We start from the raw sequence: 23,984 nt of genomic DNA on the forward strand, positions 1-23,984 counted from the left end.
CTCGTTGTTGTTGTGCTTTCAGGGAAGACCGCGCGGACCGCGGCCTCAGTGAATAATCTGGTTGAGGAAAGCCTTCGCACGTTCCGTGTTCGGCGCGCTAAAGAAGGTGCTCGGATCGCCTTCTTCCACGATTGACCCGCGATCCATAAAGACCACGCGATCCGCAACCTCGCGCGCGAAGCCCATTTCGTGTGTGACGCAGACCATCGTCATCCCGTCCTGCGCCAGTTCAACCATAGTTTCGAGTACTTCCTTGACCATTTCCGGGTCGAGGGCAGAAGTCGGTTCGTCGAATAGCATCAGCTTGGGCTGCATGCACAAGGCGCGAGCTATCGCGACACGCTGCTGCTGACCGCCCGACAATTGCACGGGATATTTTTCGGCCTGATCGTGAATCCTGACCTTTCTCAGCAGGACCATCGCCCGGTCGTGCGCTTCAGACTGAGCAAGACCTCTGACTTTCATTGGCGCCAACATACAATTCTCGACCACCGAGAGATGCGGAAACAAGTTGAAACTCTGAAAGACCATTCCGACTTCACAGCGGACGCTGTTGATATCGCGGATCCGATCTGTCAGTTCGATTCCATCGACAACTATCCGGCCGGAATCATGCCTTTCGATATGATTGATGCAGCGGATCAACGTCGACTTCCCAGAACCCGACGGCCCACAGAGCACAATCTTTTCTCCCTTTGCGACGTTGAGGTTGATGTCGCTCAGGGCGTTGAAGCTGCCGAACCGCTTGACGAGGTGCTCTACGATAACCATCGGAGACCGGTCGGCTGGGCTAACTGCGCGCTCTTTCTGCATGCTGGTCTCCAGGGTTGTAGAGCCTAAGGAACGACGGGCCGTCAGATTACCGATCGACTAGCGGTTTGTGCCTGCGATCGCGTACCTCTTGCGGAGCGAAGCGACGAATTGGGACGCTGCAGAACTTATGATGAGATAAACGACGGCCACTGCGAGATACATCTCGACCAAGCGACCGTTGAGCTGCGCGAGCTTCGAAGCCGCGCCAAGGAGATCAGTGAGCGAGAGGACGTAGACGAGGGACGTATCCTGAAACAGAATGATGGTCTGGCTGAGTATGATCGGACTGGCGACCCGGAACACCTGTGGCAGAACGACGTGCCGATATGAATCGAATGTCGACAAAGCGAGAGCCTGACAAGCCTCAAATTGTCCTTTGTTCACTGCGCGCAGTCCGACACGGATGATTTCCGAATAGTAGGCTGCCTCGAACAGGCCGAACGTGATGAACGCCGTGTAGGTGGCACCGACTGGAATTGGACGACCAGTCCCTGACAGGTGACCAAGAACAATGGGCACCAAAAAGAAGAACCAAAACAAAACGAGGATCAGCGGAATCGATCGCATGAGTGCAACGTAGCTACGGACGAGCTGGCTCAGAATGCGGAGCTCAAAGTGCTGCACGAGAGCGAAGAGCGTTCCAAGTATCATTCCAATCAGGAAGGCGGCTGCCGTTAAGGAAAGCGAGAAGAGTAATCCTGACCATAGATAGGGCCATGCCTGCGCGACAATCGAGAAATCAAGGCTGTTCATTTCACGACCTCCATACTGCCAGGCAGAGGGCTCTCCAGCTTCACATCGTCAGAGTTTGACCCCGCGGCTTCCTTGCCCGGCGCGATACCAGGAATGCGCACGACTTTGTCGATGAGCATCATTGTCTGGTAGGCGATCAGAGCCAAAACAAGATAGATGAGTGTGGCAGCACCGAATGCGGTGAAGGTTTGGAACGTAGCGTCGCTGATTTGGCGCGCCTGAGCAGTGAGCTCCATCAAGCCGATGGTCAGAGCAACGGACGTGTTCTTGTAGATGCCCATCACCTCGCTCGTCAGGCTTGGCACGATGAGGCGTAGTGCCTGCGGCAGGATGATATGGCGATAGGTCAGATAGCCGCTTAAGCCAAGTGCGGCAGCTGCTTCGGCTTGCCCCTGAGGCAAAGCTTCGATGCCTGCGCGAACCTGTTCTGCAATGCGCGCGGCGGTGTACAGGCTCAGACACCACAAGGCTGGAAAGAAAGATCCCCAGGGCGGAGGTATCTGCTTTATCCAGTCACCAATAGCACTCGGAAGAAGCTCGGGCAGGACGAAATACCAGAGAAACATCTGCACGAGAACGGGGATGTTCCGGAAGATCTCCACGTACAATCGAGCTAAGGCCCCAAAGAAGGGGTTCTTCACGGTTCGACCTATGCCGACGATGACTCCGATTGTGAAGGCAATCCACCAACCGAGGAAGGCAAGCGCCAACGTCCAACCTAGACCCGAAAGAAGCCAGTCGATGTACCGCTGGCCATCCGTGGTCTGCTCAAAAAGAACTCCGAACATCGCGAGCCTCACGATTGCGGATATGCACGACGGCCATGCTCCGCATGGTCGGTCGTCGTGCGCGCTGCGCCGGTACTAATCGATCGCGTCACCAAAATGCGCGTCCTCAGAAAGGCATGATGCTCGCCCTTCGGCGAGATCAGGCTGCTGTCCACTTCGCGTGCGAATTGCCGAGCTGCTCCATGCCAAGTCCTAAGCGGCCCTGAATGACTTTTTTGATCGGCGTTCGCGGATGAGATGCACCAGACGATCTACATCGTCCACCGTGTTGAACATGCCGAACGATACACGGATGCCGTCGCGTTCGGGGGAAACACGCACGCCATTCTCGTCGAAGTAGCCGAGCCAATCTGTCGCGGGCAGACCGACGACGTAGATGTGGGGCGAGCGATGTTGCCGCTGACGCGGGCCGACGAGACCGATGTCGAGCCCGTCCAGTTGAGCGATGAGATGATCGCCCAGATCGAAGCAATGGTTCTGAATGTTGTTCACGCCGATCTGCTCGATCATCTCGAGCGAGGCCCCCAACGCGTGTATTGCAGGAAGATTGAAGTTTCCTAGCTCGAAACGTCGCGCGGTGGGAGACGGCGCCAAGCGGTCGGGACGAGCGATGAGGTCGTGAGGAACCTCCGCCAGACTGGCAGCGGCGAGATAGGCGGGCTCTAGTTCCTTCAGGGTCATGTCCCAATAGAGCAATCCGAGACCCTGAGGGACGAGCAACCCCTTGTGACTCCCGGAGCCAACGAAGGTGGCTTGGATAGCCTTCGCGTCGATCGGAACGACCCCGATTGCTTGCATCACATCGACGACGAAGTAGAGCTTCTTGTCCGCGCAAAGAGCGCCGATGCTCTCGATATCGAAGCGATGCCCGGCGTGGAAGGTGACGTGCGACAACGAGATCGCGCGGGTTTTCTCGTCGATGTGTGGAAGGAAAGTGTCGGCGTTTACGACGTCCGTCATCGGAAGGAAGTCAATCTGGACGCCCTTCTTCTTCAAATTGAGGAAGGCATAAGCGTTGTTGGGATGATCCCCGTGGATCATCAAGACGTTATCGCCGCCTCGCAACGGCAGCGCGTTCGCCGCGATATTCATGCTCTCCGATGTGTTCTTCGTGAAGGCAATTTCGTCAGCCGACACCCCAAGGAAACGGGCAACCTTGGCACGCGTTTGCTCGACTCGATCGAGCCAGACGCTTTTCGGTCCGGCCGTCTCCAAACCTTCACGAAGGAAGGTTTCGACTGCCGCCATTACGGGACGCGCGAGAGGCGCCTGAAACCCGGAGTCGAGGTAGACCATCCTTTCGGCTGCCGGAAACTCTTTGCGTACAGCTTCCACGTCGTAATGACGAGACATTCCCACCTCCTTTTCAGGCACGTCGGCCGCACGGGTCAAATTCAGCGCTAAGCCGCCACCCATGTCCGAACTGTGCAGTGCACAAAATCCAATCAGAAGGTGGCAACGCCAACGATATGAGCAAATGTGAGCGAAACCAACGAGTTTTTCATATTTCAGTAGCGTTTGTTTCGAAAATTGATAATAATGCTGCGGGAGTTTTGTATGACTGAACAAGAGAAGACGACTGGGCCTCTCGACCGTGCATTCGCCATCATTGGTTATGTCGCCAATCAGACGAAGGCCGCCTCGGTCGCGGAGATCGCTAACGCCCTTTCGCTACCCGTCCCGACGGCCCATCGGCTTGTCGGAAACTTGGAAGAACGCGGCCTCCTGCAGAAGGCGCTTGGATCGAAGCGCTACGTGGTGGGCAATCAGTTGGTCATACTGTCCGCCAGAGTAATCGGCGCGGCTTTTCGCACGGCGCGGCGGCATGCGGTGCTGCGCGCGGTTGCGGGCGAGATCGGCGAGCAGTGCGAGATCGGAGTCGTGCGCGACAATGTCGTCGCTTACGTCGACAGCGTACGCGTGACTCAACCAAAGGGGCTTCAATTCAATCCAGGCGAGGCTGCTCCACTTCACTGCACCTCGACTGGGAAAATCTACATGAGCCGGCTACCCGAGAAGGCACGTGAGAGGTTGTGCCGGTCACTCGCCCTGACGCAGTACACTGATAACACGATCGTGGATTGCGACACCCTCCTGCAGGTTCTCGAGGAGACACGCCGTCATGGTTGGGCCAAGACCAATGAGGAATACGTGAAGGGCGTCGTCGGCTGCGCGGTGCCGATAGTTTCACCGGACCGAGAGCTGATAGCCTGCCTTGGCGTATCGGTGCCCGTGGCGCGAGTCAGTTTTGAAGAACTTGATCGTTTCATTCCTTCACTTCAAAAGGCCGCCGTGCTCCTGTCGCAAACCATCCTACAGACGGACAGTGAGGACGAAACACTCGAGGAAACTTGAGCACAAGAATCCTCCTTACCCTGCTCTTTGACCAGGAGAAAGGACATTGGATTTCGACCGAGCGTGTCATCATCTCCTTCGGCTAGCGGCGGTGACGCCTGACGACGTCCACGAACTGCGGGTCGCGCTTGGCGGCCCAGACGGCCGCGGCCTGGTCCACGGCCCAGATCAGTGCGCTGGGGATCCAGAGCCGCAGCCCGAGCGCGATGGCGGCCGCCAGCGTGCCGTTGGCGATCGCGACGCGGCGCGGCGCACCGCCCATCCTGATGGGTCCGTGAGGGCGCGATGGACCGGCTTCAAGAAGCCTGGCACCTCTGGATGAACTAATCCGACCATCAGACCAGTGCCCCGCCCGAGAAGGAGAAGAAGGTCAGGAAGAAGCTCGACGCAGCGAAGGCGATCGACAGGCCGAAGACGATCTGGATCAGTCGGCGAAAGCTCCCGGCGGTGTCGCCGAACGCAAGCGTCAGGCCTGTCACGGTGATGATGATAACCGAGATGATCTTGGCGAACGGACCTTGCACCGACTCCAAGATCTGATTGAGCGGCGTCTCCCACGGCATCGAGGAGCCGGAAGCGGAGGCCGCTGGCGCGAAAGCGAGAAAGATGAAGGCGATCGCTGCGAGTTCGGCAACGCGGCGGCGAACGTGACGGATCGCGGCAGGAAACTGGATCATACGGGCTCTCCGGGAAGCAAGGGGTCACCGCCGGCCCCTGCGGACTGGATGCAGTAATCGCCGGTGGCGGGATCGAGGCCGGCGACCAGACCAAGTTCAGCGAGGCGGCGTTCGCTACCGCGACCGCGCAGCACCGCGACGACATCAATCTTCTCGGCGATTAGTCCTTTGGGAACGGTGAGGACGGCTTCCTGAATGAGCTGTTCGAGGCGACGAAGCGCGCCCAGCGCGGAGCCTGCGGGAATCGCTCCGATCCCACCGGGGTGGCCGGTGCCCCGGCTTTGAGGAGCTCCAAGGCTTCGCTACCTCGCACCTCGCCAACCGGAATGCGATCTGGGCGCAAACGCAGCGACGATCGAACCAGATCTGACAGCGACGCGATGCCGTCCGTGGTGCGCAGTGCGACCAGATTGGGCGCCCTGCACTGTAGCTCACGCGTGTCCTCGATCAGCACCACGCGATCGCTGGTGCCGGCGACCTCGGCGAGCAGTGCGTTGGTGAGGGTGGTCTTGCCGGTCGAGGTGCCGCCAGCGACCAGGATGTTCTTGCGCGAAGCGACCGCGGCACGCAGCGCCGCCGCCTGGCCGGCGGTCATGGTGCCGGCGGCGACGTAGTCATCGAGTGTGAACACGGCCACCGCAGGCTTGCGGATCGCAAAGGCCGGTGCCGCGACCACGGGCGGGAGAAGTCCCTCGAACCTCTCTCCGGTCTCGGGAAGCTCGGCCGAAACACGGGGGCTGCCGGCATGCACCTCAGCACCGACGTGGTGCGCCACCAGGCGCACGATCCGCTCGCCATCAGCCGCGGACATCGTCCGACTGCTGTCCTCAAGGCCGCCCGACAGCCGGTCGATCCAGAGCCGACCGTCGGGGTTGAGCATCACCTCGACGATCGAGGGATCTTCGAGAAAAGTCGCAATTGCCGGGCCAAGCGCGGTACGCAGCATGCGCGCGCCACGCGAGAACGCTTCCGAATTGAGTGAGGTGCCCGCCACGATCGTCCCCCGTCGAGCGCCAACTGCAGTATGTGCTTGGCGACGCGGACGAGTAGAGAAGACAGGAAACGGGTTAATTCAACAAGTATCCAGCCGGCGTATGAGCCCGGCGTAGAGCAGAGAAAAAAGACTTACTAATTCTTATCCTTGATAAGCTAAGGATAAAAATGTACGATAAATCATCATGTTAGGTGATTGACCGAGCCTAAAACCCTTAGCACACTGTTAGCACAAGTCGCGGTTTAGCACGCCCAGCGTGTGGCGAGCCGTGAAGCCAACGAAAGCAAGGGTCATGGAAGAACTCGCGACGCGGGCCTTGAAGCAAAAGAGCCACGTTATTCTCGGTGGCAAAGTTCACATCTACCGCCGCGGGAAGCGCGGCCACTATCATTGCTCCGCTTCAATCGAAGAAAAACAACACCGCTCAGCCACAGGCGCGGATGATCTCCAATTGGCAAAGGAGATTGCCGAGCAGTGGTACATGAAACTGCGCGGGCTGGTGACCAGCGGTGACCTGGAAAAGGTCACCGCTCGCAAGAGGGAAAAGACTTTCAAGGCCGCAGCCGAGAAATTTCTGGAAGAGTTTCCGGTGCTGACGGAAGGTCAGCGCAACCCCATCTACATCGCCGGCCACGAGCGCCGGGCGCGCAAGTACCTCATCCCCTTTTTCGGCAAGAAGGGTCTCTCCGAAATAACTGGCGGTCTCGTGAACGAGTACCGCATGCATCGGATTGCGGACGCCAAGGAAAGGTGGGGAAAGCCACCTGCCCGCACGACAACTCATCAGGAGATCGTCTGCCTGCGGCAGATCCTAAAAACGGCTATCCGCCACCAATGGCTTAGTTCACTTCCTGATCTTTCAGAGCCTTACCGGAAGAACGGCAAGATTTCCCACCGGGCCTGGTTTTCCCGCGAAGAGTATCGCCAGCTCTACCAGGCGACCGGGCGGAGGGCCCGGAAGCCCAAGAACAACAAATACAAATGGTGGGGCGAGCAGTTGCACGACCTCATCCTCTTCATGAGCAACACCGGCATGAGGCCGGATGAAATCCTCCGTCTTGAGTATCGCGACGTGACCGTAGCCTTCGATGAAGGTACCCAGGAAACCATCCTGGAGATCGAGGTGCGCGGAAAGCGCGGCTACGGTCCCTGCAAGAGCACCCAGAATGCCGTGCCGGTGTTTGAGCGTTTGAAGAAGCGCAACAATCCGCAGCCGACCGACAGGATCTTCCCCAAGTCGCACCACGCGATGTTCAATGAAATCCTGAAATTCGACCGGGAAGGACGTCCCCGCACGCTCTACAGCCTGCGGCACACCTACATCTGCTTCCGCCTTATGGAGGGCGCCGACATCTATATGCTGGCCAAGAACTGCCGGACCAGCGTTGAAATGATTGAGAAGTACTATGCCGCTCACCTGAAGGACGTGCTGGATGCCAGCGCTATCAACGTCCGCAAGAAGCGGCCGAAGCGGGAAGTGGCGGAAATCCGCAAAGGCGAGCTGGAGACACTGCGCTAAGCTGCTCAATACGTGTGCGGAATCGGTTGTATTCTCTTTGCCGAAACCGGAATTGCGCCGTATAGATGGACCGATGCGGGCGTGGCGGAACTGGTAGACGCATCGGACTTAAGTCATTGAGTGCCCTGGGGGAAACCCCAGGCGCAGAACTGCTCAAAGTCGGGGAAACCTTCACTGGCAATCCCGAGCCAAGCCCCCGCCAGGGGGAAGGTGTAGAGACTAGACGGGCAGCACCTACAGCGGACAAGCGCCAGGGTGAAGGGATAGTCCAGACCACGAACGCCGGATGGGCGGCGGCGAAAGCCGAAGTGGTATGAAAATCCGTGGGGCCGCAAGGCCTGTGCCGGTTCGAGTCCGGCCGCCCGCACCAGAGATTTCAATTGAGCAATTGAGGTGGCGATGAAAGAGCGATTTGAAGGAGAGCAGAACCGCCCTCAGCTCGTTGCATCCCTTCGCCGCCAGGAATTTGCGGGAGGCAAGCTCGAAATCGCCAACGCGCTCGCGGATGCGGGCGAACTCGTTGAATTCAAGCCAGGTGAGAACATCATCGTTCAGCACGCTGCCGATAACGACATTTATCTGCTTGTGACGGGGGTCGTCGCCGTCATCGTGAATGGTGCTCAAGTCGCAACGCGCGCAGCGGGCCAACACGTCGGAGAAATGGCGGCCATCGAACCGTCGCTACCGCGCTCGGCCACTGTGACCGTGCTGGAGAGCGCGGTCGTGTTAAAGCTCAGTAGTGCAGCCTTCCTCTCTGTCGGACACAGCTTCCCCGAGTTGTGGCTGCCGATTGCGCAAGAACTCTCTAAGCGCCTTCATCAACGCAACAAGACCATCTACCCTCCCAACAAGGCCCCCAAGCTCTTTATTATGTCCTCATCCGAGGCGTTGAAGATCGCTCACGCACTTCGCTCCGGCTTGGAAAAGGACGTGTTCAGTACGGTGTGGGATGACGGCGTATTTTTTGCCGGCGGTTACCCATTGGAGGCTTTAGAGAAGCAGGTGGGTGAATCCGATTTCGCGGTGGCGATCGCCGAACCGGACGACATCTCTGAATCGCGCGGGCAACGTGCGCCGACCGTCCGCGACAATGTTCTCTTCGAGCTTGGCTTGTTTATGGGCAAGCTCAGCCGCTATCGCACCATCCTGGTGCATCCCAAGGTGAAGGACTTAAAGCTTCCCTCTGATTTACAGGGATTGACCCTTGTGCCCTACCAGGCGGGCGATGATGCAACCATTGCCGAGCGGATTGCGCCGGTATGCGACACCATCAGGGATCTCGTACTTCGCCTTGGGGTGCGGACCTTCTCTATCGAAAAAGATCGATAAACCGCACAATCCAGTTTCGTTTGGGGCCGGGACCACCCTCGATCTTGATGTCGACGTTGACGGGCGAGGCGTTCGCGCGAAAGGCCGTGCCGGATAGGCGCAGGGAGGACCTTCTGGCGAGGGTGACGATTAAGAGAACCGCAAAGTTAACTCCCACGTTCGGATCCTCGACGATATCCCGCATCGCGCGGATATCCTGCCCACTGGGCAGCGGTTCGAATGAAGGATGTGAGTGCCATTCGCCTAGATAATTGAAACGTTCATAGTCATGACCGGTGCGCGCGAAGAAATTCGCGATGAACGCGCGATTGTGCGCCACGTCCCTTACGAAGTGGGTCGCCGAGCCGCCGCTGTGCTGAACGGACAGATCAGCGACGCGGAATGTCTCGCCAGCGACGTGCTCCCCCACCAGAACACCACCGATTTCGCGTATTCCTGCACGCTTGAGCTCCGCCGCCAGCTTTTGGACCACTTCGTACGGAAGGAGCACTTTCATTGCTTGTCGAAGATCTTGGCGATTTCCACGATTTCGGCGGTGGCTTCTTCGGCTGACATGTCGAACGGAATCTCTTGCGGAGGCGACTCCGGCATTGGGACGGGAAATGTCTCAAACGCTTGCGTAAAGAGGCCATCCTCCGGCGCGAGGCCCAGCACATAGGCCGACACCGGGAAATAAGAGGGTTCGCGCGCCAGAAGCGTATCAATGGCCAACCGCGCGGTGGCGGCAGCGATACTGGCGACATCGGCGTCGTCAGCGATCATCGGCGGCCCGTCGCCTCCGGTCCCATAATCCCGCGTGACGGTCTTGGGTTGATACCCTCTCTCCGCAAACCAGTTTTCTATCGCGCGGCGCATGAGCTGAGGGGACGGCTCCTTACCGGGCCGATAACGAGCCATAAGCCCGCCGAACCCTCCTCCGAATACTTCGGCCCACACAACGGGCTTTTGGTCCGACTCAGCAACCGCTGCGACCAAATTGAAAACACTCGGGTTTGCGGTCGCGTTGACGATAACGTCGCGTGCGAGCAACGAGGTGATGGCAGTCTCCGCACTGCCGCTCGATTCCTGGCCAGCCATCCGCACCTTGCGGACATGAACCTTCGCGTCGGGATTCACGTTCTTGATCCGCTGTGCAACCGCATCGACCTTGTGGGTGCCGACATCTCGCCAATCGAGATCGTGGCGCACCAGGTTGTCAGGCAGCAGAAGGTCATCATCGACGAGATAGAAATTGCCTACCCCTGACCGCGCAAGCATTGCCGCGACCTTGCTTCCCAAAGACCCGCAGCCGATCAGCGCCGCGCTCATGCCACGGAGGCGCTCATGGCTTTCGTCCAGTCGATGGGCGACGGGCTCAGGAGGGATGGTCGCGGCTTCGCCGGCGTACTCCCCGTACGCAAAGTAGCAATGAGCCTTGTCGCCCCTGAGGATGACGATTGTGGCCGCATCCTCATCGAATCCCAGCTTTTTTGTCGCTGCCTTGAAATCAGCAACGCTTGTCGTAGGCGGCAGCGCTTGGGTACGCTCGATCCGCAGGATCGGTGCCGATCGCTCAAACGTTTCACTGCCCAGCTTCAGCGGCACGTCAGGATCGGTCCAGACCTCCCCGTCCGATTTCGTGACTTTGTCGATGACGTACACATTGGTTTCCGGGCGGCAGAGCACCAGCATATTGCTCTTGAGCATCTCGCCGGTCTTCATGCCGGCGAAGAAAGCCATCAACCCGCGGGTCAGTAGCATCCGGAGATTGCGCGTGCGCAAGGTCTGTCCAAGCGAAACTTCGTGCGCCGAAGGGACCCTCTCCGCTTCGCCCTCGGCCGGGTTTTCCGTAAACAGCAGCCGGTGCGCGCTCTCCAGCAGCATCGCGCCGGTGATATCGCTGGTCCAGTTATCGGGGCGGTATTCGAGGCACAGCTCGCCGCCAGGACCGAACTGGTGGTTTGACCACAAAGTCGTTTGGTCGCCCCGCGGGTACACGGAGGGCGGCGTATGAGGGAAATGCGAGGGATAACTCAGGTACACCGGATAGGTGCGTGCTCCGATCGTAATGTCGGCCTCGAAGATCAAGCGTTTGGTATCATCCGTCCTCCACCCAAGCGGGGTCAGCCAATCCGCGCTCGCGGCTAGGGCTTCGAGCCCTAGCCTTTCGCTTTTGAAGCGGCCGAGATCGGCAAGATACCACCACATTAAGCAAAACCGCCGGGCGTGGCAGGTCCGGTCGCTCGGTTGGGGAAGCTGAACGGCTGCGCCGCAGCGGCAGCCGGCTGCAAGAGTGAGCCGGCGGACAGAGCCTTCGCCGCCTTGGCTGCCTTATCACCCTTGGCCGACATCTCGTTGACGGCCGTGTCATAGTCCAGACCGGCGCGTTTGCGGCCCGAACCGAAGATGGTGCGTACCGGTTCCGATGCCTTGGCGTAGGCGTTGGCCCCGATTGCGCTCTCCGTGCCGGCACAACGGGATTGCTCCTTCTCTGCCGCCAACACGCCGCGGCTGACCGAGCACCGAATAAGCTCGCCCTTGATGCCCAGGCGCGTGACGTTCATCGGTCCAAAGTCGAAACCAATCGCCAAGCCCAGGCTGGATGCGTCAGTCCCGTTCGCCTTGAGGCGAGACAAAGCGAGATCGAAGCTGCTGCGCATGCCGCCCGCGCAGAGGGTCATATTGCTGATGGTCTCCTCCACATCAGTGGTTTGCGCAGTCCCTTCCACCAACAGGCCATGCACGCAATCACCGATGAAACGGACTTTCACGCCCTTGAAATCCTCATGTAATACGGCATCGAGCTCTGCCCGCAGGATATGCAGCGCTCGCACGACGTGCTTAGCTCCTGCATCGGTGGCGATGTTCCTCCCCACATAATTTGTGAATCCGTCGATGTCGCCGTACACCGCACAAGCGTCCTGCCGGCGCGAGTTCTTTGCGGAAAGCGCTTCGATATCGAGCGTCGAATACGGAGGCGTGTGCCCCGAAAACTCAAACGCCCCGATCGGGTTGTTCTTCAGGTCTTCCTTCCACTCCTTCACGATCTCGGCGGCCGTGACCTCAAGCTTGGCCTCCTTCTGGCTCTTCTCGATTTCAGCGGCGGAAAGCGGTGTCACGTCAACGTCCGTTACCTCGGAAAGCCCGATGGCTTTGCGCGCCTTGTTGGTGAGATAGATGCCGGTCGCAGTACCACCGCCCGAGCGCTTGGCCGCATAGTTCGCGGGCTCACCCAGGAACAGCGGTTCGCGGTGGCCGCGACGTCCGTTGTTCACCGCCAGAGCCTTGCCGGTGTCGATGCCGACCCGCACCTTCGCGGCCGGATGATCGGCGTCCTCACCCGTTTGCGCCAAGACGTCAATGATCAGTTGTGCCGTCGCAACGGCGCGGTGCACCCGTTTGGCTTCGCTGTCGTAGGGCTTAGCCACCACGGAATGGAGGCGCTGGTTGTGGAAGTCGACCAGGATGGCATCCACCCGAGCGATGATCCGGTGCACCGCGCGGTAATGGAGGTTCAGAAAGCGGAGCGTGCGCTTATGGCAAGTCTCACCTTCGATATCGGTGACTGCCAACATGTCCTTCATGTTGAGCACGTCGGCGTAAAGGTGCACGCCGTCGACCCGGTAAGCGACCGTGTTCGCGAGGTTGGAGAGATCCGTGTCGCGCACGTATTCCTTGATTTCGATCGCCTTGAGCGGAAGGCCCTCGATCTTGGCATCAATCCGCTTTGTAGCACGCTCTTTATTCCAATTCCGACCTGCCATTGCTGGTGCTCCGTTTGGTTGCGCGGCACGAGCGGTGCCCGGAAGGGCGACGGCGATGGCAGCGCGTAATTGATCTCTGCAGTGCGAGGTGCCTCGTTGACCCTGCACGCGGTACGCGTATATTTAGAACATAAGAAGAACCGATAGAAGGCGGCTGTAACAGATTTGGGCAGTTTTCCCCTCTTTTCCGCCATGCAGAGATTGGGCGCCCTTTTCTCTTCATCTTTTGTGGAGAATAACCTTGCCGATGACGAGAATAGACCCCATAATCTCTGCAAAGGATGATGAGATTATGGTCTATATTCACGAACTGCCGGGGTGGCCCGCCTTCAACTGGAACGTTCAAAGGATTGCCGATCGCCTGGCCGCCGTCCGACACAAGCAGGGGCGATTGCTGGGCCGTATGGAGCGGTTAGGTTTCCGGCTCAAAGCCGAGGCCACCCTCCAGACCCTCACCGAAGAAGTCGTGAAGTCGAGCGAGATTGAAGGCGAAGTCCTAGACCGTGACCAGGTCCGTTCGTCCATTGCCCGCCGTCTCGGGATGGATATCGGTGCGCTCGTCCCCGCCGACCGGCACGTTGAGGGCGTCGTGGAGATGATCCTCGACGCGACCGAGCACTACGCTGACGAGCTTACCGACGAAAGGCTGTTCGGTTGGCATGCCGCGCTCTTCCCCACCGGCCGAAGCGGCATGACCAAGATCGTTGTGGGCGCCTGGCGCACGGCGCAAGCCGGTCCGATGCAGGTGATCTCGGGCCCGATCGGGCGCGAGCGCGTCCATTACGAAGCTCCTCCCGCCGAGCGCCTTGCTCATGAGATGAAAGCGTTCCTGGAGTGGTTCAACGGCAACGCTGGTGGCATTGACCCGGTATTGAAAGCCGCCCTCGCGCACCTGTGGTTCGTGACGATCCATCCGTTCGAGGATGGTAACGGGCGCATCGCGCGTGCCATCGCTGACTTGGCGCTCGCACGCTCCGAACAGAGCGCGCAACGGTTCTACAGCATGTCTGCCCAGATCCGTCGCGAGCGAAATGACTACTACACCATTCTCGAACGGACTCAGAAAGGAGACCTCGACATCACCGACTGGTTGGCGTGGTTTCTTGATTGCCTCGATCGCGCCTTTGACGGCGCGGACGTCATCCTTGCCAGCATTCTCCGCAAGGCGAACTTCTGGGATTTGCATAATGCCCGCCAGCTCAATAAGCGCCAGCGGCTGGTGCTCAACCGCCTCTTGGATGGCTTCGAGGGCAAGCTGACCTCGTCGAAGTGGGCCAAGCTTACCAAAGTGTCGCAAGCCACCGCCTCCAGAGACATCGACGAACTTGTTGAGCACGGGATACTTCAGAAAGACGCTGCCGGCGGCAGGAGCACAAGCTATTCGCTTGTCGATGCGCAAACCTGATGGGACATCATGAAAGACGACCAGGAAGATGCATTCGAGAAAGTCCTCTCAACCCAACTTAGCCGCAACATCGACTTTGTTAGATTCGCGGAGACAAAGAACGCTGCCTTGCTGACGTTTTCCTCAGCATGGATCATCGGTTCTATAAACCTGCTGACCGGGCAGGCCACCCTACCTGCTGGATACGCTGTAGCCTTCTGTGTCGCCCTGCCCCTATTCGCCGCCGCCGGCCTTGTGTGCATTCTGTCGTTCGTTCCGCAGATCTTAGACCGCTTTCATCAGCAAGATGACGACGACAAAAGCCTTCTCTATTGGGGACACGTCGCCGAGATACCGGTCGGGCGTTATCATGCGCGGGTAACGGAGCGCTATAAGCCGCAAGAGAACCACAGCGTCACCGAGCGTTACCTCGATGATCTATGTGTGCAGATATCGGTCAATGCTCGCATTGCTATGCGTAAGTTCACGATGTTCAACATTGCGGCTGGGTTCGTGTTCGCAGCAGTCTTGGTCCTTTCGCTGCCGCCAATCTGGTGGGGTATCCGACACTTGTTGCGCTAACCTCGCGTGGCGCGCCTTTAAAGCGCGAAGCCTCAGCATTGCTCAGCGACAATCCGCCCGGTCCGGTGCGTCGTTAGTGCTGAAGCTCATCGGAAGCACTGGCCCTGAGTTCTTCGGCAGAGATGTGTGTGTCCCTCGCATCTCACACATTGACGCATTCCGGCCTTGTCTAATTGCGTCTCAAGCCGCACTTCGTTGCGCGTTCACAGGAGGATACATTCCCGGGTCACTACGCCCACGCACACCACAAGTTCATGCATATGCATCTCGCCCTGAGCGCCTGGGCTGCGGTGGAAAAGGGGGAAAAGCCCAATCGTGGTCGTTCTCTCCTTAACTTCAATTGTCTTTTCCCAAACGTGACAGGCTTTAGAAATCATGATTCAATTCAGTTGGATGATTCGTACTGCGTTCCCGATCGCCACTTTCCGGGGTTACGCGGGCCATGCACACGCCCTTGACTTGCGATTCCGCGAGAGGCAGCATCCAGCCAATCTTTCCCTTCCCTCAAGCAGGGGCGGCGCCAGGATTTGGTGCAGCGTCGAACTGGCGGGGTGATCCTCGCTCGTTCCCAGCCAAAAGTCCGGCAGCCGAGCCAGTGATGACGGCTTGTGCGTTTGGATCAGACGCTGTTCGGCGTCGAGCTTGTGCGTCGCCAGGCTGGCCCCGGCCATCCAAGCTTATTGATTTTCCTCACTGTTCGCCTTATGTTCATACAAGCAAGTCCCGGAGCGTCGGTGACGCGCCGGGAAATGTAGCTTTTTCTACCGCCCCAAAGGGGCGATCAATGATGGCGATGGTGCCAGAGATGGCAGCTCGCCAAGACCAACACGACCAACCAGACGATTTCATTCAGGTTGAGCGAGGCGGTCATTACGCGGCCGATGACATGGGACCAGTTATGGCCAAGGTCAAACCAACCCGCGACAAAGGTCATCCAATACAAGGGATGACCAAAACGGATTACCGTTCATCGGTATCGGTCCTTGTTGACACTCATGCGGACAGCTCGTTTTCCTTGCAACGGGGCGAGCTGGACGGATCTGCAAGACCGGTAAACTGGGAGGCCCGTCGTTGTTAGCGCAACGACGGGTCTTCTTCCGATCCGCAGCTCCTTTCTGTGGAGCTACTTCATGGCGATACTCCTTCGGTTAGATCCTCTCTCAACGTCACCGTTGCGCTCCAATAAAAAAGCCGCACGCCCTTTCGAGCGGCGGCTGTTCGGGGCCGACGGGATTCGAAAACCAGTTGCCGCACCACTTCGGCGGCGAGTCGCTCCATGAAGACGCGAGTTCAACGATACGCATTTGCGAATCTCTGATTCGGACTCTGAGTGAAATGCTAGGTGCGCTGAATTTGAGTCGCAAGCTGAATCTTGACAAACCTGTTGAAGGAATCTGCGTCCCGATTCGAAGACGCTCGAGCCATTGTAATTGCTGCGGTTTTTTGCGTTATAACGCGCCGCTAGCCTCATCATCCCCTAGAGATTTGCACTACTTTCTTTCTTGCAATCATACGAATCGATTTCTTGAATCAGCGTGTCATGAGCTTTGGATTCCCGAAGGCTATCCTATGTCCGACGAAGCGTGCCGTCGTCGCCACCCTTCGACGAGCGAAGTGACACTCAGCAATCGTTGTCGCGCCGTATCCTGCTAAGTTGAAAGCAACCGCATGCCGGCAACGACCGGCACCAGAACGTTTTCGTCTCCCGGCCGGTCCTGCCCTCGCGGCAACCCCAACCTGGAGAATGCAATGCCCGCAAAACCCAAAACTAAGAAACCGAGCCACGAGGCCTTCGTCATCACCGGCGAAGGCGAGAGTGCGTTCTGGACCAAGATCGGCGCGGTCTGGCCGCATGACAACGCCAAGGGCTTCAACGTCGACCTGATCGCCCTACCCGTCAGCGGACGACTCGTCATCCGTGAGCGCAAGGCCGGCAGCGCCTGACCGGCTCTATCGCCGGCGGCATGAGTTGCCGGCTCCGCGAAGTAGCCTTGTGCGATTCTTCCCAGAGCAGCGGTTAGGCACGCTGGCGTGGTGAGGGAAACCATCTCTAGAAACTCAGAAATGGTCGAAGCCCGTTGAGAGCTGATGACCCGCAACGTGCAATGCTATGCGCCCCGCACCGGCAACGGTGTGGGGCTTCCGTTATGCTTCGATGATGACGTCAACGGCGCTGAGCAATAAGGCTTTGCAAGGACTCGGCGAGTTGAACGTCTTTGGCACCCAGTACTACGACGGGCCCATTGGGTTTTTCCTGATACCTGAAGTGGAAGCCGTATCGCTCGCCGAACTTCCCTATCAGATTGAGGCGGCGCTTGAGGAACGTTTTGACTAGCACCCCCGCAGCCTGCTTGGTGTGCCTCCCTTCGAACAGGCGAAACTCCTCGTTATTCCAAGCCAGAACATCGCTCGTCGATAGAACATCATGAAAGTCATAAAAACATTTGTCCCGCCAGTTGTAGACCGCGGAATTGATCTGGGACGAAATCAACCTCGAAGCTACGCCGACAAATGCGCGACGTTGGGCGCTGTCGGCCTGGTCCTTCACGTAAGAAATGATCCGAGGCAGGCCATCCTTGATTCTATCTGACCTGAGCGCACCAAGAAATGCAGCGCGTCGCACCTCCCGACTGGAATGATCAAGGTACTTTAAAAGCCAATTGAAAGCGTCCCGGTCGTCTCCATAAAACACATTGAGGGCGCGGACGGCGGCAAGAGTGACAGTCGGATCGCTCTCATACCCTGAGAGAATGTCGAATATGAAAAGCTTGTGGTCCCGAGAATGCTCAGTGGTTACCTTCATGAACAGGAGAATATTCATGCGGACCGTGGGGTCTCTGCTCCTGTCAAACAGCGCTCGCGCAATCATCGCGCCGCGATCGGATGCTTTGTCTTGCAGGAACTCCTCAACCCGGATGATGACGTTTGCCCAATAGTCAATGGAGAGCCTATCGACAACCTCGAGTTCGTCCGGGTGCTCTTGAAAGTATCGCTCCTGGGTCAATCGGTGAGAAAATAGAGAATCGTCAGTGTCGGCCCCGTCGAATATGGGATCATCGACCTCCCACCTGACGTTGACACCGTAACAACCACGAAGGTCCGAGCCCGAGAAGTTGAAGCCACGCAGATCGCAATTCGAAAAGTCGACCTCACCGAGATCCAGATTCTGAAAATCCTCGGCCGGATCAAGGCCGCAGAATTTAGCCTGGGTGACGAAGTTAGTGTCTTCAAGGTCGAGAAGTTGCGGAATCCGCTTGAGATATTCCCGGCTTATCGGATCATCTGTGTAATCCGTCGTCTTCAACAATTATCTCCGAGACTGAAAAAGTGAGGATGCCGCCGTTGCTCGCGTTGTGAGCTAAGGCCTTCCCAATGAGCGCATTGAGCATCTTCTCATGGTTCTTACTCTTGAAGCTGAACTTGCTCAGTTTGCTCGCGGGCGTAATCCGTACATCGCGCTTTCGCGCAAATGCAGCCAACTTGACCGCCAGCATGTTCGCCCCCGGCAGTGCTCTTATCTTGCAGAGCACGTCATCGTTCAAGTATGTGTCCCCCAAAGTCTTGCTTCCGTCACCGGGCTCTGAAATTTCCCACCTCAAATTGCCACGCGCCTTCACTCTGAGCAGACTGTAAGTCTGCTGCGAACTTACAGACTCGGTAGTCTTCGAAGCGACGCTCGCAGAGGCCTTCGCGCTCAATGATCCGCTGGGTTGACTACTGACGTTCAGTTCCGCGGCGCCACCAGCCTCGGCTTGCTTGGTTCGTTCGCTCGTGAGCTTGTGCTCGACGGAAACGTCGTTCGGCTTCATCGGCTCGCCGTGGCGGCTCTTGGGAACCACCTCGAATCCATCCAGATCGAGAGAAAGGTTTGCGCGGTTTAGTTCGACAATGAACTCGAGGCACTCGTCAGCGGCCAGCGTAACGCTGTCAATGCGGAGCTCGACCCGGACCTCTCTGTTTTCTGGCTCGTTGCCGTTCTGGACACGCGTGATGACCTCAATAAGGTCAGGTAGCGCGTTTTGGTCATTCGCCATTCTTGCCCCTCCCGCGCCCACTCAACCGTGGCGCGAGACGCCGTGCAATAAAAAAGGTGCATCGTGCGCGCCCTTTTTGGGGGATATTGGGACCGACTTTCGTTTAGGTTCAACCGCTTCGCCAAATCCCGCCTTGCCTAACCGGCGCAAGTTGTCACTCGGCGCGTCGGCACGCCGACCAGGCTCTACGCGCATCGCGCGCCGGGCCAAGAGTTCCCGGCCTCCGGTCACGATCCCTCGCGCGAAGAGCTAAGGGGCGCCGCCCCTGGCACCTGCAAGGGACCGCGTGAAGATCACGCTCGGCCGCAGCCGTTTCCCCGGTCTTCCGCGCTTACGCTTGTGCAGACCGGGAGATACCCCTCGGGCCGCGTCCGCCCTTGCACTTGCCTCCCCGGTCTCGCCGACGGGCAGAGGTTCAGCGCGGATTTGCGCTGAAACCTCAAACCCTAGGAAAGAGACCAAGATGACCAAGAAAACCCAACCCAAGAGTGGCAGCGAGATTTTCGTACCGCTTAACATGCTGAAGAAGTCGCCCCGCAACGTGCGGAAGACCAATCACACCCCGGCGGAGATTGAAGGCTTGGCGGCGAGCATCGCGGCCAACGGCATGCTGCAGAACCTCGTGGTGGAGCCGGAGCGCGACGGCAATGGCAAGGAGACCGGCCGTTACTTCGTCACCATCGGCGAAGGCCGCAGACTGGCACAGTTGCTGCGGGCCAAGCGTAAGCAAATCAGGAAGGACGAGCCCATCCGCTGCGTGCTCGATACCGAGCATGACGCCCACGAGATCAGCCTCGCCGAGAACGTCATCCGTTCGCCGATGCATCCCGCCGATGAATTCGAGGCGTTCGCGCTGCTCCACACCGAGAAAGGGATGGCGGCGGACGACATCGCGGCGCGGTTCGAGGTGACCCCGGCGGTGGTGAGGCAGCGGCTGAAGCTGGCGGCGGTCAGCCCGGCGCTCATGGCAGTCTACCGCGAAGGCGGCATGAGCCTTGAGCAGGTGATGGCGTTCACCCTCACCGACGACCATGCGCGGCAGCAGGAGGTCTGGCAGGGCCTCGGCTGGGACAAGGGGGCCGAGGCGATCCGCCGGGCGCTGACCGAGGGCCAGGTGGACGCGAACGACCGACGCGCGCGGTTCGTCGGCGCCGAAGCTTATGTGGAGGCCGGGGGCGTCATCACCCGCGACCTGTTCGCCGACGAGAACGGCGGGTACTTCGCCGACCCGGCGCTGCTCGACCGGCTGGTGCTGGCCAAGCTAGAGCAGGAAGCGCAGGCGGTGCGCGCGGAAGGCTGGGCGTGGGTATTGGTCACGCCCGAGTTCGACTTCCGCGCCACCAGCGCCATGCGCCGGGTCTACCCCACCGAGCCGGACATCCCCGCCAAGGCGCAGCGCAAGCTGGAGAAGCTGGCGGCGGAGTACGACGAACTGGCCGCCGTCGCCGAGAACGAGGAGATGACCGAAGCCATGCAGACGCGGCTCGACCAGCTTGAAACCGAGATGGAGGCCTTGAAGGGCCAGCCGGTCTACGACCCGGCCGACATGGCGGCGGGCGGCGCGCTCGTGTCGCTCGGCTACGAGGGCGGCGTGCGGGTGGAGCGCGGGTTCATCTGCAAGGAGGATGAGGCACCCGTTGCACAGCGGCGCGAGGGCGGCTCCGAAGCCGAGCCGGAAGCCGTTGAGCCGGGAAGCGCCCTACCCGACCGGCTGCTCGCGCAACTGACCGCCCAGCGCACGGCGGCGTTGCGGGAGGCGGTGGCGCAGCGCCCGGACATCGCGTTCATCGCGGTGGTGCATGCGTTCGTCGCATCCACGTTCTACTTCGGCAACCGCGTGTCGTGCCTCGATGTTACCGTGCGCACGGTCTACCTGTCGGGACATGCGGCAGGGATTGATGAAAGCCCGCAGGGGCGCGCGTGCAGTGATCGGCAGGCCGAGCTTGCCAAAGCGTTGCCCACCGATGTGCAGGACCTGTGGGATACCTTGCTGGGGTTCACGCAGGAGCAGTTGATGCGTCTCTTGGCGCATTGCACGGCGCTTACCCTTGATGCGGTGGTCCGTCCGGGTGCAGGGTCATCTTCAACCTTGAAACATGCCGAGGCACTGTCTCAGGCGGTCTCGCTGGACATGGCGGCGCACTGGCAGCCTACCGCCGCCAACTATCTCGGGCAGGTCACCAAGGCGGTTATCGTCGAGGCGCTGCGTGAGGGCGTGTCGGAGGAAGCGGCCGCACAGCTGGCGGAGTTGAAGAAGCCCGCGATGGCCGAGGCCGCCGAGCGGTTGCTAACGGATAAGTGTTGGCTGCCGGAGGTGCTGCGACCGCTGTATCCTGCAAAGCCCGAAGGACTGGCCGCCTAGGTACCGCATTATATTCAACAAGCCGGGCCGCAATGCAGCCCGGCTTGCTTTTACGCGGTGCATTCTGAGCGTCTCCGCAGACCATCGGCTTTGCTCGACCATGCCCGCTTTCCACTCACACTCAGAACGTGTATAATGAGGCATTTAATGAAGTACGTCCTTCGCTCATTTTGAAGGATTATGGCAATGCATCTGTCATTTTACTTTGCGCTAATTGCGACCACTACGCTACTCTCGTTCCAGCCCATTTCGACATCGTATGCCGGGCTCTTCTCTCTATTCGAGCATGGTCTTGCCACAGCCGGAAAGGATGCGGGACGAGCTGCAGGAAGAGCCGCAGGCCACGCGGGATCGACCTTCGCGAAACGCGCGGAAGCCCTCGCTGCGTTGAGCGCTGTCGGAGCAGGCGCTATTTACGTCGAGCGTGAGGGCGGCCAACTTCTTACGCGGTTTGTCAAAGGCCATGCCGGTCCCACCATCGACCTCACTGATGCGCAATGGAAGGCCAAACTCGTCAACGCGGCAAAAAGCAGCGATGGTCCCCAACAACTAGTTGTAGACCTTCAAACGATAAAAGCTTTAGAGCGCGACTTCGCCGACGTAGAGCGCAGTATTGCCGTGCAGGTCGCCGATCCAAGCGGTGGCGTCTACCGCCTGAAACATTTCGGCAAGATTGGCGCAGCACTCGAAATTAAGCCGGGGCTCCTTCTTCCGCTCAAGGATGCGCCGTTAACAGCGATCTTTCGGCAATTCCTCGAAGGCAGCGTAGACCGAGGTCAGTTGCATATCGCGACGACTATGGCCCGCGAGGACGCCGATTCTCTCCGTCGCTTGGGTCAGATTGCAGGTGACAAGCTGAAGTCTCTTCATGAGATAAAGGACGCAAATGGCCAACTGTTGCTACCAGGAGGCAAAGGCGGGCTTACCGTCGTAATCGGTCACGTCGAAGGAAACGGGTTCGCTATTCGCCGACCCGATGGTACGCTCGCCGACAGCATCAGCTTCGAAGCCATTGAAAAGGCCGCAAAGGAGAAAGACGTTTCGGCCGTCTTCGTCGGATGCGACACCTACACGTGCAGTCGAGCTTCGGGAACAACGCGCATAGTACGCGACACTGAAGTTGCCGATTCGCTTCGGAAGGTCCTGCAAGCAGACAACAATGCCGATCTACTAGCCGCTTTCGGTAGTGCCGATTCGCCGTTCGTCATCACCAATAGCTCTATCAGCGCCGCAGCGGAAAGTTTCACGGCGAGACTGGAGCGTCTTCCGGCTGGGGCTGCGGCAGTACGCGGCGGAGCGATTACAATTAGAGTCGCCGCCTTCCTATCTAAGGCCTCAAAAGCAGATTCGACGTTGTGGCTGTTGCTATTGCCCTATGGTTTCGCTGCCAGCCTGGCCTGGACGCTCGAGGCCTTCGACGGAAGGTCACTTACTGGTGCATTTGATAAAGTATTTCCGACCCTTCCCAACCCGCTCTTGTCGCCACGCCTTTATCGGGCGCTGGCGGTAGCGCGAATGGCCATTTTCTACCTACTCTCACCTCTTGTCGCCGCAGTATTTTTTGCCCTGATTATCTTATCCGCTTTCAATTTTACGACATCGGCCTGGCGAACTCGCGACGAAGTTCTTGAAGGGCTGTGGACGCTCCTGATTATCCCGCATCGGGTTCTCCTCGGCCTATGCATTCTCGCTTCGAATCTTCTCTGGATCGGTATCCCCGTGGTCGTCGCCTCTTCCTTGCTCGGCATCCTTCTTTACCCGATCGGCATGTGGGGAGTGGTCGTTGAGATGCTTGGCCTCGTTGTTGCCGCTTACTTCATCTTCCGCAATAGACGGATGATCGTAGATTGGCTCGATGAACGCTTGATAAGAATTTCGATGGCTATCTCAGGCCGGCGCTCCACAAATCGATTGATGTTTACGTTCTACGCCGTAAAGGCGCTACCTCTGATAGCGGCAGCGGTCTTTGCCCTCATTGACGTGGTCTGACGGGTAGTTGTGCGGATGCCGGCCCCAAAAGCGAATGCGATTGTCGAATTGCTCAGAGCGTCGGCTCCGGAGCGACTCACCAAGCTGCAAGAGGCTTTTCCAAACGAGGTGAATCTGCTGTCTGAAGGACTTCCGTTGGGCCCCACCAGCGGATTCGCCCGCTCGCACGGGGTTCTTTGCGAACTAACCCGCGCTGGTCTCGAAGAAGCCAAGAACGAAGTGGCGGCCATCCTTCTTGAGCTGCCAAAACGAGCGATACGGGCCAAGCGCATTCGGTTGGCCGGCGCGGTCTTGGCTACCGTTATCAGCGCTGGAGTGGTTTCATCAGCCATCTTCGGGGATAATAGAACAACCATCATAACCGCATTGATCAGCTTTGCCGCGACAACGATTGGCCTCGTTGCCAATTACCTAGAAACCCCTTTGTTCGGCACAAAAGGCATTGCAGAATTGATTGAGGACTGCCTTCGGTTGGAAATGGAGAGTCAGAATGCCGCGATTGAGCTTCAGCGGCAGCTACGTGACGAAGCCGGCGATTGCAGCGGTCCGCTCTCAACCACGAACGAAATCTGCGCCAAGCTGCGGCGCATCCGCATTTTCGGAGGTATGTCGGACTCGGCAGGCTGAGGGCCTCCGAGATCCTTCTCTCCGCTCGACGCGTC

General features: G+C 58.8%; 19 protein-coding genes and 2 pseudogenes. 9 read left to right on the forward strand and 12 right to left on the reverse strand.

The features are described 5' to 3' along the window. Window positions 1–45 precede the first annotated feature (45 nt). The 4 genes from BCCGELA001_RS30515 to BCCGELA001_RS30530 form a co-directional block, all read right to left on the reverse strand. Window positions 46–813 carry an amino acid ABC transporter ATP-binding protein gene (locus BCCGELA001_RS30515; protein WP_060736991.1) on the reverse strand — a complete coding sequence of 256 codons (768 nt, stop codon included), beginning with the start codon at window positions 811–813 and terminating at the stop codon, window positions 46–48. Window positions 814–870: 57 nt separating this feature from the next. Then, window positions 871–1,566, reverse strand: a complete 696-nt coding sequence (locus BCCGELA001_RS30520) for an amino acid ABC transporter permease (protein WP_008545387.1) — start codon at window positions 1,564–1,566, stop codon at window positions 871–873. Then, complete coding sequence (locus BCCGELA001_RS30525; protein WP_008545389.1) at window positions 1,563–2,354, reverse strand: amino acid ABC transporter permease; 792 nt, start codon at window positions 2,352–2,354, stop codon at window positions 1,563–1,565. The genes BCCGELA001_RS30520 and BCCGELA001_RS30525 overlap by 4 nt, the downstream gene beginning before the upstream one ends. 192 nt (window positions 2,355–2,546) lie before the next feature. Beyond that, complete coding sequence (locus BCCGELA001_RS30530) at window positions 2,547–3,707, reverse strand: aminotransferase class V-fold PLP-dependent enzyme (protein ID WP_193409748.1); 1,161 nt, start codon at window positions 3,705–3,707, stop codon at window positions 2,547–2,549. 204 nt (window positions 3,708–3,911) lie between these two features. Between BCCGELA001_RS30530 and BCCGELA001_RS30535 the strand changes: the two genes are divergently transcribed. Continuing rightward, the gene (locus tag BCCGELA001_RS30535) at window positions 3,912–4,709 is read left to right on the forward strand and encodes an IclR family transcriptional regulator (RefSeq protein ID WP_060737940.1); all 798 of its coding nucleotides are present in this window, start codon (window positions 3,912–3,914) and stop codon (window positions 4,707–4,709) included. An 82-nt stretch (window positions 4,710–4,791) separates the two neighbouring features. Here the strand turns inward: BCCGELA001_RS30535 and BCCGELA001_RS30540 are convergent. From BCCGELA001_RS30540 to trbB, 3 genes and pseudogenes are all read right to left on the reverse strand, one after another. Further along, window positions 4,792–5,045 (reverse strand): annotated as a pseudogene (locus tag BCCGELA001_RS30540) (VirB3 family type IV secretion system protein). Then, on the reverse strand, window positions 5,045–5,386 hold the full coding sequence (locus BCCGELA001_RS30545) for a TrbC/VirB2 family protein (protein WP_060736992.1): 342 nt from the start codon (window positions 5,384–5,386) through the stop codon (window positions 5,045–5,047). Before BCCGELA001_RS30545 ends, BCCGELA001_RS30540 begins: the two are co-directional and overlap by 1 nt. Continuing rightward, window positions 5,383–6,332 (reverse strand): annotated as a pseudogene (trbB, locus tag BCCGELA001_RS30550) (P-type conjugative transfer ATPase TrbB). The gene BCCGELA001_RS30545 and the pseudogene trbB overlap by 4 nt, the downstream one beginning before the upstream one ends. A 340-nt stretch (window positions 6,333–6,672) precedes the next feature. Here trbB and BCCGELA001_RS30555 point away from each other — a divergent pair. Next, window positions 6,673–7,899, forward strand: a complete 1,227-nt coding sequence (locus BCCGELA001_RS30555; RefSeq protein ID WP_008545408.1) for a tyrosine-type recombinase/integrase — start codon at window positions 6,673–6,675, stop codon at window positions 7,897–7,899. Between the two features lie 399 nt (window positions 7,900–8,298). Beyond that, entirely contained in the window at window positions 8,299–9,228 is a 930-nt protein-coding gene (locus BCCGELA001_RS30560) for a TIR domain-containing protein (protein ID WP_008545409.1), read from the forward strand. Here BCCGELA001_RS30560 and BCCGELA001_RS30565 read toward each other — a convergent pair. The 3 genes from BCCGELA001_RS30565 to BCCGELA001_RS30575 are packed head-to-tail and all read right to left on the reverse strand — an operon-like array spanning window position 9,209 to window position 12,971. Continuing rightward, window positions 9,209–9,724, reverse strand: coding sequence for a Mov34/MPN/PAD-1 family protein (locus tag BCCGELA001_RS30565; protein ID WP_008545410.1), 516 nt, complete (start codon window positions 9,722–9,724; stop codon window positions 9,209–9,211). The genes BCCGELA001_RS30560 and BCCGELA001_RS30565 overlap by 20 nt on opposite strands. Beyond that, window positions 9,721–11,415 (reverse strand): ThiF family adenylyltransferase, encoded by a 1,695-nt coding sequence (locus BCCGELA001_RS30570; RefSeq protein ID WP_008545411.1) that lies wholly within the window; start codon window positions 11,413–11,415, stop codon window positions 9,721–9,723. The genes BCCGELA001_RS30565 and BCCGELA001_RS30570 overlap by 4 nt, the downstream gene beginning before the upstream one ends. Continuing rightward, window positions 11,415–12,971: a transcriptional regulator gene (locus BCCGELA001_RS30575; RefSeq protein WP_060736993.1), complete on the reverse strand. Its 1,557-nt coding sequence runs from the start codon at window positions 12,969–12,971 to the stop codon at window positions 11,415–11,417. Before BCCGELA001_RS30575 ends, BCCGELA001_RS30570 begins: the two co-directional genes overlap by 1 nt. A gap of 292 nt (window positions 12,972–13,263) precedes the next feature. On the opposite strand from BCCGELA001_RS30575, the gene BCCGELA001_RS30580 reads away from it, so the two are divergent. The 3 genes from BCCGELA001_RS30580 (at window position 13,264) to BCCGELA001_RS30590 (ending at window position 16,881) form a co-directional block, all read left to right on the forward strand. Further along, complete coding sequence (locus BCCGELA001_RS30580; protein WP_060737941.1) at window positions 13,264–14,376, forward strand: Fic family protein; 1,113 nt, start codon at window positions 13,264–13,266, stop codon at window positions 14,374–14,376. 9 nt (window positions 14,377–14,385) lie between these two features. After that, entirely contained in the window at window positions 14,386–14,937 is a 552-nt protein-coding gene (locus BCCGELA001_RS30585) for a Pycsar system effector family protein (RefSeq protein ID WP_008545416.1), read from the forward strand. Window positions 14,938–16,686: 1,749 nt separating this feature from the next. Next, a complete protein-coding gene (locus tag BCCGELA001_RS30590) occupies window positions 16,687–16,881 on the forward strand; it encodes a hypothetical protein (RefSeq protein ID WP_008568157.1) in 195 nt (64 codons plus the stop codon). Window positions 16,882–17,101: 220 nt separating this feature from the next. Here the strand turns inward: BCCGELA001_RS30590 and BCCGELA001_RS30595 are convergent, their stop codons facing one another. Both BCCGELA001_RS30595 and BCCGELA001_RS30600 read right to left on the reverse strand, forming a co-directional pair. Then, window positions 17,102–18,241 carry a pentapeptide repeat-containing protein gene (locus tag BCCGELA001_RS30595; RefSeq protein ID WP_060736994.1) on the reverse strand — a complete coding sequence of 380 codons (1,140 nt, stop codon included), beginning with the start codon at window positions 18,239–18,241 and terminating at the stop codon, window positions 17,102–17,104. After that, window positions 18,216–18,971, reverse strand: coding sequence for a hypothetical protein (locus tag BCCGELA001_RS30600; protein ID WP_008545431.1), 756 nt, complete (start codon window positions 18,969–18,971; stop codon window positions 18,216–18,218). Before BCCGELA001_RS30600 ends, BCCGELA001_RS30595 begins: the two co-directional genes overlap by 26 nt. Before the next feature lie 463 nt (window positions 18,972–19,434). Here BCCGELA001_RS30600 and BCCGELA001_RS30605 point away from each other — a divergent pair, with 463 nt between their 5' ends. The 3 genes from BCCGELA001_RS30605 (at window position 19,435) to BCCGELA001_RS30615 (ending at window position 23,949) form a co-directional block, all read left to right on the forward strand. After that, a complete protein-coding gene (locus BCCGELA001_RS30605; protein ID WP_063921123.1) occupies window positions 19,435–21,333 on the forward strand; it encodes a ParB/RepB/Spo0J family partition protein in 1,899 nt (632 codons plus the stop codon). A gap of 186 nt (window positions 21,334–21,519) precedes the next feature. Beyond that, window positions 21,520–23,322, forward strand: coding sequence for a hypothetical protein (locus tag BCCGELA001_RS30610; protein WP_008545441.1), 1,803 nt, complete (start codon window positions 21,520–21,522; stop codon window positions 23,320–23,322). A 15-nt stretch (window positions 23,323–23,337) separates the two neighbouring features. Further along, window positions 23,338–23,949, forward strand: coding sequence for a hypothetical protein (locus BCCGELA001_RS30615; protein WP_144441576.1), 612 nt, complete (start codon window positions 23,338–23,340; stop codon window positions 23,947–23,949). The last annotated feature ends 35 nt before the right edge of the window (window positions 23,950–23,984 follow it).

This window comes from Bradyrhizobium sp. CCGE-LA001 (genome assembly GCF_000296215.2).
Lineage (GTDB): Bacteria > Pseudomonadota > Alphaproteobacteria > Rhizobiales > Xanthobacteraceae > Bradyrhizobium.